Origin of the sequence: Nocardia testacea NBRC 100365, assembly GCF_000308775.1 — a bacterium.
GTDB classification, from domain to species: domain Bacteria; phylum Actinomycetota; class Actinomycetes; order Mycobacteriales; family Mycobacteriaceae; genus Nocardia; species Nocardia testacea.
Genome location: NZ_BAGJ01000272.1, coordinates 121958 through 135098, shown reverse-complemented (window position 1 = coordinate 135098; position 13141 = coordinate 121958). Strand labels below are relative to the sequence as shown.

Below are 13141 nucleotides of genomic sequence, written 5' to 3'. Positions count from 1 at the left end.
GCGCGTTGCTAAGGGGTTCCGCGCTTCTTCTGGTCCGGGTCGATCTCGTCGGCACGCTGGAACTGCTGGTCCAGTTCGTCGCGGGAAGCAGCCGCCTCACCGCGATGTGCGGCGGCCTGTTGCTGAAGGCCGGTCGCCCGGGCCTTCTGGGCCTCGGCCTCGGCCGCGGCCGCGCGGGCCTTGGCCGCCGTCTCGTCGGCGAGAGCTTCGCGCTGCCCCACCCGGTGGGCGCGCCCGGCCGCCTCCTCCCGCATGTTCTCCGCCTCGATACGGCGGTGTTCTCTGCGTTTGTTCGCGGCCGTCCAGATCAGTGCGGCAACGATCAGGACTGCGACAACCGCGATGACGATGATCGCGACAATTGTGCTGGTCGCCATTTCTGTTCCTCACCTCGCGTGTGATTCGTCCATGGCATCGACGACAGTGGCCGTCGGCCGTCGGTGGGCACGGTCGCACGGCACCGTTTCCGGCGGCGTCAGTAGTAGTGGCGTCGCCCGCCGACAGCGCGGCCCATCGACCCGAGTGCCAGGAGCACCAGCCCGATGATGAGAACGATGATTCCGATGATCCACAGGATCTGGATATTGAACAGGAATCCGATGACCAACAGAATGATTCCGAGAATGATCACGACAGGACCTGGATTCGGTATCGGGAATTGCGGGACCAGAGGCCGCTGGGTACCCCGATGGTCCGTATCGAGTGCGCCGGCGTGCGCTGCTCCGCCGGCGGCCTCGCGGGGCCGGCAGCCGCACCGATAGCCCGCCACCGAGGCACGCGGGCCAGGGGAGCGGCTGTCCGGGAGCGTGATGCCGTAGGCCCGAGCCGACCGTATGCCGGCCGGTCCGATGCGAGACGGAAGCGTTCGGGTTCGCGCGGGATGTATGCGTCGGAGCGGGTGGGACACGCGGGCGCCAGAGGTTTGCCGACCACGGCATACGCGCTGTTCATATCGCTCACCACACCCATCACCAGCTGCAACGAGCTCGAGGTTTCAGGTCTTCAGTACACGCCTGGCCCTGGGCAAAGTCAACGTCGTCGCGCTGCCCCCGGCGTGGCGACTCGCCGGGGTGGGCGCGGCACCGGCGTGCCGGCGGCCTGCGGTCCGCCGGAAGCGCATGATCGATCAGGGGGCCATCGGCGCTCGAGGAGGGATCCATGCGCAGTCCATCGGTCCACGTCGCCTCGTTGTGGCAGGGCGAGGAGATCTATCGCAGTGAACTCGGCACGCTCACCAGACTCACCGCCGACAATTTCCCGATCCTCTCGGGGCTCTCGATCAAACGCCTCACGCTGGCCCCCGGAGCCTTCCGCGAACCGCACTGGCATGCCAATGCCACCGAGCTCACCTATTGCACGGCCGGCCGCGCGCTGGTCTCGGTGCTGGACGACGGAAGCCGCTTCTCCTCGTTCCTCGTCACGGCGGGGGAAATGTTCCATATCGACTCCGGCGCGCTACACCACGTGGAGAACATCGGCGACACCGACGCCGAGTTCGTCCTGGCCTTCCGGCACGAACGTCCCGAGGATTTCGGATTGAGCGCCGCCGTCGGCGCGATGACCGACGCCGTACTCGGCAACACCTACGATCTGCCCGCGGCCGCCTTCTCCGATATCCGCCGCGATACGACCGCGCGCCTGGTGGCACGGCGTGACGGCGAGCCGGAGATTCCTCCCGGAGCCCACTTCGGTGACCCGCACCACTTCGCCGTCGAGGCGATGCCCGCGCCGGTCGATTCCCCGGTCGGCTCCGCCCGCACCGCCCGCCGGCAGTTCTGGCCCGCGCTGCACGATATCTCGATGTACTCGCTGCGGGTACGTGAAGACGGTATGCGCGAACCGCACTGGCATCCGGTGACCGCCGAAATGGGATATGTCCACCAGGGTTCGGCCCGGATGACCATCATGGACCCGGACGGGACCCTGGATACCTACACGGTGAACGAGGGCGAGGTGTACTTCGTCCCGCGCGCCTATCCGCACCATATCGAGGTGGTCGAGGCGCCCCGGGTGCACCTGCTGATCTTCTTCGACCAGCCGACACCGGCCGATATCGGCTACCGCGCGTCCATGAGCGCCTATTCGCGCAAAGTCCTGGCGGCCACCTTCGGTGTCGCACCGGACGAACTGCCCGAGCTGCCCTTCACACCGGCCGACCCGCTGATCGTGACGCGGAACAATCCGCTCGACCCCTGACCGGGCGGCCGTCGGGACCTGCGCGTCACCCGCCGGAGGCGCGGCATGGGCCCACACGCCCGTTGTCGCGGGGTCCCTCTCCCCGGCGGGGTTGTCCGCCGGGTCACATCCGCCTGCCGGAATAGTCCGGCCGACCCACCGGTTGGAACAGCTGTCGGCGTCCGGGCAGCCCCGGGCCTCACCCCATTGTCGCTACGAGCGACCACTCGCCGAGAGGCGCTTGTGGGACGTCGGCACCCGAACCGGGCCGCTTGCGGGCGCCCGGATCGACGCCGCCGGGTGGTTCACCTGGCGGCGTTTCTCGTCGGGGGCCCGCCGGATGCCTGTGCTCCTGGCCTACGTCGAGCGCGCCGACCGCGGCCGGGGTCGCCTCAGGTCCGGCGGAAGCGTTTGCGCGAGGCTTCGGCATGGGCCACCCGCCGCAGCGCGGCCAGCAGCCTGTCGCCGAGTACGGTGCCGACCACCGCGCCCTCGACCATGTTCTCGGTCGAGCCCAGCCGGGCCAGGGCCTCGATATCGGCGGCGGCCACCTGATCGGCGTGTTCGGCGTAGACGGACAGGTTCTCGAGCGGCCATTCGTGTCCGACCGCCCGGTAGGTACACAGCACCCCGGCCAGCGTCTCGATCAGCGGTGACCCCGGCGGCGGCCGCCAGCCGCGCTCGGCGACCACCTCCTCGATCCGGCGCGCGGCCCATTCGCGGTCCGCCTCGCCGACGGTTCCGGGAGTCGCGGCCGGCAGGCCCGGCTGGGCGGTACCGAGTACGTCGTGTAGTGAACTCCCGGGTTCGTCGATCGCGGTGAGAACTTCACGGACAGCCGCCACCGAGAGTCCGGCCACCTCGGTGAGTGCCCGCACGAGCGCGAGCCGCCGCACATGCGCCGGGCCGTAACGGGCCTGGTTGGGACTGGTCAGTTCGCCGGACGGCAGAAGGCCTTCGCGCTGGTAGTACTTGATGGTCGCGATCGCGACGCCCGACTCCCGGCTCAGTTCCGCCATCCGCATCCGCTGCCGCCTCTTCTCTCGCGTCGTCCCGGTGTCCGATCATGTCAGCCGGTGGCCCGGCCCGCCGGTCCGGTCGCGGCTCCGGCGGGTACCGGCCGGGCGCGCCGCCAGGCGAACAGGAATGCCGCGGCGAAAGCCAGGTGGACGATACCGAAAACAACGGCCACGTCCCGCGCTTCGCCGCTGAGCACCCCCCAGACGTCGTTGAGGGCGACCACGCCGAATCCGGTCAGATCGGCCAGGAGCACGGTGTCGCGGATCGTGGCGGGGGCGAGACCGCGCGCCCTCCAGTTGAGCAAGGCGATGCCGAGGAAGGGTCCGCCCAGGAGGCGCAGTAGCGAGATCAGTTCGGGGGAGGCGTCTTCGGGTACCGCGCCGACGCCGAACTGCGCGGGAACGAGCAGGAGCGCGAGACCGATCACCGCGAGGTACAGCGCGGCGACGGTGAGAAGTGGCTTGTGCATGCGGAACGTCCTGTCCACTCGCCGATTCCGGGGGATCGGCAGATCCGGTGGGCCGCCGGGTCTATCCGGCCCATTATGGATAGTGAAAGTATCCATAATGAAAAGCTACGCTATCCGTTTGTGCCTGTCCAGACGTGTGGACCTTCTTCGGCGCAGTCGGAGCGTAAGGATTTCCCGCGCAAGGTCGCGCACCGTGGCTTCGGTGAAATTGCCGATATCCGGTTCGGCTGACGATGGTTTCGGTGACCACCGAGTCGGCCACGGGCGCCACCTGCGCACGCTGTTCTCGCTCAACCCCGCCGCCTACAAGGCGCGTGCGCTGGGGAACCTGCGGGTGAACGGCGAACCGCTACCCCTGGCCGGCCACTTCTGACCGGGCCGGGCCCGGAAGGTTTGGATTCAGAGTGATCGAGACCGGCGACCCCACGCCGGGCGCTCTCTAACGTCTTCTTCCAGCATCCGGGAGTCCGCCGTGCGGCGGCACCGGCCCGACGATGCCGCGGCCGGTCCCCGGCGCGGTGCGATCCGGAGAACTCGATGAAACGACCCGTGGCCCTGTTCGGGGTATTCGCTGCGACGTTCGCCCTCGCGGCGTGCGGGGGCGGGGTGGCCCAGACCGGTGTCAGCGGTCCGCCACAGCCCGGCGGAACCCTGCGGTACGGACTCTCCCAGGCCCCGACCTGCTCCGATCCGGCGCAGAGCGGTACCAACCAGACGATCTACGTCACCCGTCAGATCGCCGATTCGCTGACCGACCAGGACCCGGCGAGCGGTGAGATCCGGCCGTGGCTGGCCGAGCGCTGGGAGGTGGGCGCGGACGCGCGGACCTTCACCTTCCATCTGCGCGACGGCGTGACCTTCAGCGACGGCACCGCGCTGACCGCGGAATCCGTTCGTGCCACGCTCGATTCCATCGTGCACGTCCTGGGCGGTGCCAAAGCGCCACTGGCAGCCACCTACCTCGCCGGGTACACCGGCACCGATGTGGTGGATCCGCATACCGCGCGGGTGCGCTTCAACGCCCCGAATGCGCAGTTCCTGCAGGCGACCTCGACCCCGCAGCTCGGCATCCTCGCGGCGGCCACCACCGCGAAGCAGGCCGAACAGCGCTGCCTCGGCGAAACCATCGGCAGCGGTCCGTTCACCTACGCCGAGTACCGCCAGGGCGATTCGGTGACGCTGGCCAAACGCGCCGGATACCGGTGGGGTTCGGCGGTGTTCGCGCATCAGGGTGAGGCGTATCTGGACCGGATCGAATTCACGGTCGTCCCGGAGTCCGGAGTACGCACCGGCAGTCTGGTGTCCGGTCAGCTGGACGCGACCAGCGATGCCCTGCCCCAGGACGCACCGCAGATCGAAGCCGCGGGTGGCCGGGTGGCCACCGCATCCAACCCGGGGATCACCTTCGGCCTGCAACCCAATGTGACGCGGGGCCCGCTGCGCGACCGCGCGGTGCGCACCGCGCTGCTGCCCGCGATCAACCGGCAGGAACTCGTCGATACGGTGCTGGGTCCGCAGTTCCGGCCGGCGACCAGTCCACTCGCCCATACGACGCCCGGCTATATCGATCTGAGCGGAGGCCTCGGCTTCGATACCGACGCGGCGAAACGGGCGCTGGACGCGGCGGGCTGGGTGCCGGGCGATGACGGTATCCGCGCCAAGAACGGCGAGCGATTGTCGTTCGGGGTGCTGTTCAGCGCGGCATTCGCCGGTAACCAGGCCATTCTGGAACTCCTGCAGCAGCAACTGCGGGTGGCGGGTGTGGAGCTGCGGCTGGAACCGGCCTCCAACGCCGACTACACCGTGCGGCAGAACACCAAGAATTTCGACACCCTCTACTACAACGTGACCCGCGCCGACGGCGATATCCTGCGGACGAATTTCGGTCTGGATGCGCGGAACCTGAACGACCGCGGCGCGATCCCGGCCCTCGACACCGCCCTGTCCGGCCAGCTGGCCACCGTCGACAGCGCGCAACGGCTCCAGCTGATCCAACAGGCGCAGCGACTGCTGCTCGACGAAGGATTGTGGATCCCGACCATCGAGCTCTCCCAGGCGATCGGTGTCGCGAACACGGTGCAGGACCTGACCTTCGAGGCGTCGGCGCGGCTGCAGTTCCACGACACCTGGCTGAGCGGCCGATGACCACGCCGGCCCGGTATGTGCTGCTGCGTGTGCTCCAGGCGGCCGGCGTACTGTGGGCGGCGTTCACCGTCTCCTTCGCGGTGCTGTACCTACTGCCCGCCGATCCGGTACAGCTCGCCGTGGACGCCAGTCCCGGGACCCCGGTCGACGCCGCCGCGGTCGCCGAACTGCAGGCGCGCTACGGACTGGACAAGCCGGCGTGGGAGCAGTACGGGACGGCGGTGGTCCACGCGGTGCGCGGTGACCTCGGACATTCGCTGAGCACCGGCCAGACCGTCGTCGCGGCCATCGGGGAGGCGCTGCCCTCCACGCTGGCGCTGGCCGGTACGACACTGATGCTCGCCGTGGTGTTCGGCGCCGCCCTGGCGCTGGCCGCGGCCTACACCGAACGCACCTGGTTGCGCGGCCTGTTGACCGCGCTGCCGCCGGTCGGCGCGGCCATGCCCACCTTCTGGATCGGCCTGATCCTGCTGCACCTCTTCTCGTTCCAGTTGCGTCTGGTACCCGCGTTCGGGGGCACCGGGTTCAGCGGGACGATCCTGCCGGCCGTCACCCTGGCCGTGCCGGTGGGTGCGGTGATCGCGCAGGTGCTCTACAGCAACCTGATCGCCACCTGGAACCAGTCGTTCGTGGCGGTCGCCTTCGCGAAGGGCGCGTCCCGCGCCTGGGTGCAGCGGCGGCACGTGCTGCGCGCGGCGGTCGGGCCGGCGCTCACCATCGCGGGAGTCTGGGTCGGCACGGTGCTCGCCGGATCGGTGATCGTGGAGACCGTCTTCGCGCGCGCCGGAGTCGGCCGGTTGACCCAGACCGCGGTGCTCAACCAGGACATTCCGGTGGTGCAGGGCATCGTGGTGTTCAGCGCGGCAGTGTACGTGCTGGTGAACCTGCTGGTGGATCTGGTGTACCCGCTGCTGGACGCGCGGGTGGTGGACGGGTCCCGCGGGAAGGAGACGGTCCGTGCCTGAGGTTCGCGAACTCGTCGCACCGCGACGCGAGAACGTACGGTCGACGCGCCGCGGGCCCACCGCGGCCGGTGTGGTGATCGCCGGCGCGGTGCTGATCCTGGTACTCGGTTGGGCGACGTTACCCGCGTTGTTCACCCGGGGCGACCCACTGACCGGGGTACCGAGCGAGAAGTTCCGGGCGCCGAGCCCGCAGCACTGGTTCGGCACCGACAACCTGGGCCGCGACCTCTACACCCGGGTCGTGCACGCGGCCGCGCTGTCGCTGACCGCGACCGTACTCGCCGTGGCGATCGGGCTGGTGGCCGGGTCGCTGCTCGGAGTGGTATCGGGCGTGGTGGGCGGAACGCTGGACAGCGTCGTCATGCGCTGTGTGGATGTGCTGCTGTCGATTCCGGAGTTGCTGGTCTCACTGGCCCTGGTGACGGTGCTCGGTTTCGGCACCGGCAATGTCGCGCTCGCCGTCGGCGTCGCGCTCATCGCGCGGTTCGCCCGGGTGATGCGCGCCGAGGTGCTGCGCGTGCGGCAGGCGCCGTACGTGGAGGCCGCCCGCGCCTGCGGGGTGCGCTGGTACGGGGTGCTCTTCCGGCACGTCCTGCGCAACTCCTACGCGCCGGTCGCCGCGCTGGCCGCCGTCGAGTTCGGTCTCGCGGTGCTGGCGGTCTCGTCGCTGAGTTTCCTCGGCTACGGTGCCGCGCCGCCGACTCCGGAATGGGGATCGCTGATCTCGGAGGGACGCAACTATCTCGCCACCGCCTGGTGGCTGACCACGCTACCCGGTCTGGTCATCGTCGCGGTGGTACTCGCCACGCAGCGCCTGGGCCGGGCCTTCGCCCAGGAGGGACTACGGTGACGCCTCAGGAAGTCGCCCGTGTACGGGCCGGACACCACCCCGCCCGGGTATGGGCCGGCCGCGCAGCGGCACCCGTCGGACCGGAAGCCGGTGATCCGCTGGTGGCCGCGGCGCGCCGGATCCGCGGATTCCTGCGCGCCGGCTGGCGCTTCCAGGCCGGGCTGGCCGAACAGCAGCCGCGACTGTTCCTGACCGGGTGGTCGCTGTGAGCGTGACCGGGGACCCGCTGCTACAGGTCGAGGATCTGGTGGTCGAGTACCGCACCGCCGCGGCGTCGACCACCGCGGTCGACGGAATATCCCTCACGATCGGCACCGGGGAGACGGTCGCCGTGGTCGGCGAGTCCGGTTCGGGCAAGTCCAGCCTGGCCCATGCGGTGATCGGGCTGTTGAGCGGTGCGGGCGCGATCACCGCGGGCAGCGTGACCTTCGCCGGAGAACGGCTCGACCGGCTACCGGCCCGCGGATGGCGGCGGATCCGCGGCGCCCGGATCGGGTTCGTCCCGCAGGATCCCGCGGTATCGCTGAATCCGGTCCTGCGCATCGGCGACCAGGTTGCCGAAACACTGCGGATCCACGGCCGCGCGGACCGGCGCACCGCGCACACCGAGGCCGTCCGGATTCTGGCCGAGGCCGGGATCGACCGTCCCGCGCTGCGGGCCCGCCAGTTCCCGCGGGATCTGTCGGGCGGGCAGCGCCAGCGGGTCCTGATCGGGATCGCCCTGGCCTGTGGCCCGGGCCTGGTCGTCGCCGACGAACCGACCAGCGCGCTCGATGTCACCGTGCAGCGGCGGATCCTCGACCATCTGGCCGGGCGCACCGCCGAATCGGGTACCGCGGTCCTGCTGATCACCCACGACCTCGGGGTCGCCGCCGACCGCGCCGACCGGATCGTGGTGATGCGGCACGGCCGGATCGTGGAATCCGGTACCGCCGCCGAAGTGTTCACCGAGCCGCGGCACGAGTACACCCGACGGCTGCTGGCCGCCGCCTCGGGAACGGGCCGGCCGCGCCGACCCGACCGTACCCCCGCCGCCGCCCCGCTGTTGTCGGCCCGCGGCCTGCACAAGACCTTCCGAGTGGGCCGGGGCGCCACACTCCCGGCCGTCGCCGATGTGTCGCTGACCGTCGACCGCGGCGAAACCCTGGCGATCGTGGGGGAATCCGGCTCCGGGAAGTCGACGACCGCGCGGATCATCGCCCGGCTGGAGAAGCCCGACCGCGGCACCGTGGAATTCGACGGCACCGATATCAGCGGGCTACGCGGGGCCCGGCTGCGGGAATGGCGGCGGCGCGTCCAGATCGTCTACCAGAACCCGTACGCCTCGCTGAACCCGAAACTGACCGTCGGCGCCATCGTCGCCGAACCGCTGCGGGCCTTCGGGATCGGCGATCGGGCGGCCCGCGCCGCCCGGGTCGCCGAACTCCTCGACCAGGTCGCGCTCCCGGACTCGGCCGCCGGCCGGCGCCCGGGCGAACTGTCGGGCGGCCAGCGCCAGCGGGTGGCCATCGCCCGCGCGCTGGCCCTGCGCCCGGACCTGGTGATCCTCGACGAACCGGTGTCCGCGCTGGATGTCTCGGTGCAGGAGCAGATCCTGACGCTGCTCGACGCTCTGCAGGCCGAACTGTCGCTGAGCTATCTGTTCGTCTCCCACGATCTCGCGGTGGTCCGCGGGATGAGCGACCGGGTCGCGGTCATGCGGGCGGGGCGCATCGTGGAGACGGGCCGGACCGCGGAGATCTTCGAAGCGCCGCGGCACGAGTTCACCCGGGAACTGTTGCTGGCGGTGCCGGGGGCCGCGCGCCGCTACCGGCCGAGAGAAAGGACCGCCTGATGACACAGGTGCCACCCCTGCTGTTCGCCGTCGAAGTGGCCGGTACCGGAGTGCATCCCGCCTCCTGGCGGCGCGCGGACTCGCGGGCCGAAGACCTCTTCACCGCCGGGTACTGGGTCGACGCGGCGGCCGCCCTGGATCGGGCGGGCCTGGATCTGGTCTTCCTGCCGGATTCCTTCGCCCTGCAATCCGCCGGCGCGCGCGGCCGCCTCGAAGCGGTCGGTATCGCCGCCCGGATCGCGACGACGACCACGCGGCTCGGCGTGATCCCGCAGGCCCCGGTCACCCATACCGAACCCTTCCATCTGTCCAAGGCGATCGCGAGCCTCGACTACGCGACCTTCGGCCGTGCGGGCTGGGAGGTGACGGTCTCGCCGGGCGCCGCGCAGGCCCGGTTGTTCGGCCGCAAAGCCGAGCAATCCGAGGACTCGCTGTGGCACGAGGCCGGTGAGGCGATCGAGGTGGTCACCCGGCTGTGGGACAGCTGGGAGGACGACGCGGAGATCCGGGACAGCTCCTCGGGCCGGTTCATCGATCGCGACAAACTGCACTACATCGATTTCGCCGGGGACAACTTCTCGGTGAAGGGTCCGTCGATCACACCGCGCCCACCGCAGGGGCAGCCGCTGATCGCGGTGCGGGCCTCCGGTCCGCACGCGACCCGGACGGCGGTGCGGTACGCCGATCTCATCCGGATCACCGCGCCGGATACCGCCACCGCCGCGGAGAGCAGGTCGGTCCTGCGGTCCGCGGTGGCCGCGGCCGGCCGCGATCCCCGGCAGGTTCGGGTACTGCTCGATCTCGAGGTCCATCTCGCGCCGACCGCGGCGCAGGCCGCGCGGGAGGTGGACGAACTGGAGAGCTGGACCGCTACCGCCGGTCCGGACGGTCTTCGCCATGTGGGGACCACGGACACGCTGCGGGAGCTGGCCGAGGAAATACACCGGGAATGCGCCGCGGACGGGATCGTGCTGCGGCCGCTGGCGCTGGCGGCCTTCCTGGGCCGGATCCCGGCTCCGCTCACCACCCTGCGCGGCAGGCTCGGCCTGCCGCGTCCGCGCAACCGCTACGCGACCGAAGGGGGCCGATATGCCGAAGACGCCGTCGGGTAAGCAGATCCATCTCGCCGCCCACTTCCCGGGCGTCAACAACACCACCGTCTGGACCGATCCCGAATCCGGCAGCCAGATCGACTTCGGATCCTTCGCCCACCTGGCCCGGACGGCCGAACGTGGACTGTTCGATTTCTTCTTCCTCGCCGAAGGGCTGCGGCTACGCGAACACCGCGGCCGGATCCACGACCTGGATGTGGTCGGCCGTCCCGATACCTTCACGGTGCTCAACGCCCTCGCCGGGGTCACCGACCGGCTGGGCCTCGCGGGCACCATCAACACCACCTTCAACGAACCGTTCGAGCTGGCGAAACAGTTCGCCACCCTCGATCACCTGTCCGGTGGGCGGGCCGCCTGGAACGCGGTCACCTCCTCCGACGCGTTCACCGGCGAGAACTTCCGCCGCGGCGGATACCTCGAACACTCCCAGCGGTACACACGGGCGGCGGAAGTGGTCGCTGCCACCCGAACGCTGTGGGACAGCTGGCCGACCGACGCGCTCGTCGTCGACCGGGAACAGGGCGTATTCACCACACCGATACCCGAGTTTCGTTACCGCAGCAGTCAGTTCGATATCGAAGGCACATTCGTACTCCCGCGCAGCCCGCAGGGATATCCGGTGCAGTTGCAGGCCGGGGATTCCGAGGAGGGCCGGGAATTCGGCGCCGCCACCGCGGACGCGATCTTCAGCCGGCACGGCGAACTCGAAGCGGGACAGCAGTTCTACACCGATATGAAAGGCCGGCTCGCCAAGTACGGCCGCCACCGTGACGACCTGCTGATCCTGCCGGCGGCCACCTTCGTGCTCGGCGACAACCGGGCCGATGCCGAGGAACGCGCGAGGCACATCCGGAGTCGGCAGGTCGGCCCGCAGACCGCCATCGCCTTCCTGGAACAGGTCTGGGGCCGTGACCTGTCCGCCTATGATCCCGACGGCCCCCTGCCCGAGATCGAACCGCTCGACGATGTGACCATCACGCGGGGCCGGGTGCGTCACGCCCGGGATCCGCGCGACGTCGCCGAGCAGTGGCGGGCCCGGGCCGAGGCGGAGAACCTGACGATCCGCGAACTGATCATCGAGGTCACCGCGCGTCAGCAGTTCGTCGGATCACCGGCGGAGGTCGCCGCCGAAATCGACCGCTACGTCCAAGAGGACGCTGCCGACGGATTCATCCTGGTTCCTCACCTCACCCCCGCCGGGCTGGACGAATTCGTCGACACGGTGATCCCGGAACTGCAGGACCGCGGCACCTATCGCACCGAGTACACCGGGACGACCCTGCGCGATCATCTGGGCCTGCGTCATCCCCATCGAGCCGACGAGAAAGTACGCGCATCATGACGGTACCCCTGTCCGTTCTGGACCTGTCGCCGATCAGCACCGGATCCACCGCCCGGCAGGCGATCCGCAACACCATCGACCTCGCCCGGCACGCCGAGGCATGGGGTTACCGGCGATTCTGGGTGGCCGAACACCACTTCGTCGCGGTCGCCTCCTCGGCGCCGATCGAACTGATCGCCCTCATCGCCGGTGCCACCGAGACCATCCGGGTCGGTTCGGCCGCGGTCCAGGCCGGATACCGGACCTCGGCGTCCATCGTCGAAGCGTTCGGCACCATCGATGCCCTGCACCCCGGCCGGCTCGATCTGGGGCTGGGTCGGTCGGCGCATCGGATCGGACAGCTCCGGTCCCCGTCCGCCCCGGCCGCGCCCGGCCCGCACCGCCCGACCGAGGTCCGCGACGGAGTGGTGCTCCCACCACCGTTCGCGCCCGACCAGATACGCGACACCACCCGGCTGGTGGCCTCGCTGGACGCGCTGCGGCTACCGGGCGCCGAACCGCTCGACTACACCCGGCAGGTCGAGGAGATCCGCGCCTTGCTCGCCGGCACCTATTCGACCGCGGACGGCGTCGACCTGCACGCCGTACCCGGCGAGGGCGCCGGGGTCGAACTCTGGTTGTTCGGCAGCAGCGGCGGCGAGAGCGCGCAGCTGGCCGGTGCGCTGGGACTGCCGTTCGTGGCGAACTACCACGTCTCCCCGGGAACCGTGCTGGAAACCGTCGAGGCCTACCGGAAGGCGTTCCGTCCCTCGCCGCGCTATCCCGAACCGTACCTTGTGGTTTCGGCCGATGTCGTCGTGGCCGCGCAGGAGTCCACCGCCCGGCACCTGGCCTCCACCTACGGGCATTGGGTGGCCAGTATCCGCAGTGGCGCGGGCGCCGCGGAATACCTCGACCCCGCCTCCGCGCCGCCGCTGAGCGACGACCAGCGGCGGCTGGTCGACGATCGGGTGAAGACCCAATTCGTCGGAGCCCCCGCCTCGGTCGCCGCCCGCCTGTCCGCGCTACGCGATCTCACCGACGCCGACGAACTGGTCGTCACCAGCGTCACCCACCGGCACGAGGATCGTCTGACCTCCCACCGCCTCCTGGCCGAGGAGTGGGGCCTGAGCCGCGCTCGCGCCGCGTAGCAGTGCCGGCGAGCGAGCCGGAGAACTCACCCGGCCGTCGGCGGAAAGACAACGGACCGGCCCGGTAGGAGATCCGGGAGTCTCTGAACGGCAAGAAGC

The 13141-nt window shown here is 70.2% G+C and carries 14 protein-coding genes; 10 read left to right on the top strand and 4 right to left on the bottom strand.

The annotated features are described in order from the left end of the window. Positions 1-8: 8 nt before the first annotated feature. Both ON38_RS32070 and ON38_RS36730 read right to left on the bottom strand, forming a co-directional pair. Positions 9-377 carry a hypothetical protein gene (locus tag ON38_RS32070; protein WP_039828941.1) on the bottom strand — a complete coding sequence of 123 codons (369 nt, stop codon included), beginning with the start codon at positions 375-377 and terminating at the stop codon, positions 9-11. A 98-nt stretch (positions 378-475) separates the two neighbouring features. Continuing rightward, positions 476-631 (bottom strand): DUF6131 family protein, encoded by a 156-nt coding sequence (locus ON38_RS36730; RefSeq protein ID WP_085995534.1) that lies wholly within the window; start codon positions 629-631, stop codon positions 476-478. Positions 632-1158: 527 nt separating this feature from the next. Here ON38_RS36730 and ON38_RS32065 point away from each other — a divergent pair. Further along, complete coding sequence (locus ON38_RS32065; RefSeq protein WP_039828940.1) at positions 1159-2196, top strand: cupin domain-containing protein; 1038 nt, start codon at positions 1159-1161, stop codon at positions 2194-2196. A gap of 371 nt (positions 2197-2567) precedes the next feature. Here the strand turns inward: ON38_RS32065 and ON38_RS32060 are convergent, their stop codons facing one another. Beyond that, positions 2568-3194: a MerR family transcriptional regulator gene (locus tag ON38_RS32060; protein WP_218000878.1), complete on the bottom strand. Its 627-nt coding sequence runs from the start codon at positions 3192-3194 to the stop codon at positions 2568-2570. A gap of 50 nt (positions 3195-3244) precedes the next feature. After that, positions 3245-3664 (bottom strand): hypothetical protein, encoded by a 420-nt coding sequence (locus tag ON38_RS32055; protein ID WP_051165548.1) that lies wholly within the window; start codon positions 3662-3664, stop codon positions 3245-3247. Positions 3665-3866: 202 nt separating this feature from the next. On the opposite strand from ON38_RS32055, the gene ON38_RS32050 reads away from it, so the two are divergent. The 9 genes from ON38_RS32050 (at position 3867) to ON38_RS32010 (ending at position 13042) form a co-directional block, all read left to right on the top strand. After that, a complete protein-coding gene (locus ON38_RS32050) occupies positions 3867-4037 on the top strand; it encodes a hypothetical protein (RefSeq protein WP_157182030.1) in 171 nt (56 codons plus the stop codon). A gap of 164 nt (positions 4038-4201) precedes the next feature. After that, the gene (locus ON38_RS32045; protein WP_039828935.1) at positions 4202-5809 is read left to right on the top strand and encodes an ABC transporter substrate-binding protein; all 1608 of its coding nucleotides are present in this window, start codon (positions 4202-4204) and stop codon (positions 5807-5809) included. Continuing rightward, positions 5806-6774 carry an ABC transporter permease gene (locus ON38_RS32040; RefSeq protein WP_039828933.1) on the top strand — a complete coding sequence of 323 codons (969 nt, stop codon included), beginning with the start codon at positions 5806-5808 and terminating at the stop codon, positions 6772-6774. Before ON38_RS32045 ends, ON38_RS32040 begins: the two co-directional genes overlap by 4 nt. A gap of 70 nt (positions 6775-6844) precedes the next feature. Next, positions 6845-7624 carry an ABC transporter permease gene (locus ON38_RS32035; protein ID WP_039829022.1) on the top strand — a complete coding sequence of 260 codons (780 nt, stop codon included), beginning with the start codon at positions 6845-6847 and terminating at the stop codon, positions 7622-7624. Then, positions 7621-7833 (top strand): hypothetical protein, encoded by a 213-nt coding sequence (locus tag ON38_RS32030; RefSeq protein WP_039828932.1) that lies wholly within the window; start codon positions 7621-7623, stop codon positions 7831-7833. Before ON38_RS32035 ends, ON38_RS32030 begins: the two co-directional genes overlap by 4 nt. Next, complete coding sequence (locus ON38_RS32025; RefSeq protein ID WP_039829020.1) at positions 7830-9458, top strand: dipeptide ABC transporter ATP-binding protein; 1629 nt, start codon at positions 7830-7832, stop codon at positions 9456-9458. The genes ON38_RS32030 and ON38_RS32025 overlap by 4 nt, the downstream gene beginning before the upstream one ends. Continuing rightward, on the top strand, positions 9458-10570 hold the full coding sequence (locus ON38_RS32020) for an LLM class flavin-dependent oxidoreductase (RefSeq protein WP_039828931.1): 1113 nt from the start codon (positions 9458-9460) through the stop codon (positions 10568-10570). The genes ON38_RS32025 and ON38_RS32020 overlap by 1 nt, the downstream gene beginning before the upstream one ends. Next, positions 10548-11912, top strand: a complete 1365-nt coding sequence (locus ON38_RS32015) for an NtaA/DmoA family FMN-dependent monooxygenase (protein WP_039828929.1) — start codon at positions 10548-10550, stop codon at positions 11910-11912. Before ON38_RS32020 ends, ON38_RS32015 begins: the two co-directional genes overlap by 23 nt. After that, positions 11909-13042 carry an LLM class flavin-dependent oxidoreductase gene (locus tag ON38_RS32010; RefSeq protein ID WP_039828928.1) on the top strand — a complete coding sequence of 378 codons (1134 nt, stop codon included), beginning with the start codon at positions 11909-11911 and terminating at the stop codon, positions 13040-13042. The genes ON38_RS32015 and ON38_RS32010 overlap by 4 nt, the downstream gene beginning before the upstream one ends. Positions 13043-13141: the final 99 nt, after the last annotated feature.

Coding starts and splice junctions, on each gene's coding strand:
- ON38_RS32040 (WP_039828933.1), top strand. CDS start 5,806: ATGACCACGCCGGCCCGGTATGTGCTGCTGCGTGTGCTCCAGGCGGCC.
- ON38_RS32055 (WP_051165548.1), bottom strand. CDS start 3,664: ATGCACAAGCCACTTCTCACCGTCGCCGCGCTGTACCTCGCGGTGATC.
- ON38_RS32020 (WP_039828931.1), top strand. CDS start 9,458: ATGACACAGGTGCCACCCCTGCTGTTCGCCGTCGAAGTGGCCGGTACC.
- ON38_RS32070 (WP_039828941.1), bottom strand. CDS start 377: ATGGCGACCAGCACAATTGTCGCGATCATCGTCATCGCGGTTGTCGCA.
- ON38_RS32010 (WP_039828928.1), top strand. CDS start 11,909: ATGACGGTACCCCTGTCCGTTCTGGACCTGTCGCCGATCAGCACCGGA.
- ON38_RS32015 (WP_039828929.1), top strand. CDS start 10,548: ATGCCGAAGACGCCGTCGGGTAAGCAGATCCATCTCGCCGCCCACTTC.
- ON38_RS32045 (WP_039828935.1), top strand. CDS start 4,202: ATGAAACGACCCGTGGCCCTGTTCGGGGTATTCGCTGCGACGTTCGCC.
- ON38_RS32060 (WP_218000878.1), bottom strand. CDS start 3,194: ATGGCGGAACTGAGCCGGGAGTCGGGCGTCGCGATCGCGACCATCAAG.
- ON38_RS32065 (WP_039828940.1), top strand. CDS start 1,159: ATGCGCAGTCCATCGGTCCACGTCGCCTCGTTGTGGCAGGGCGAGGAG.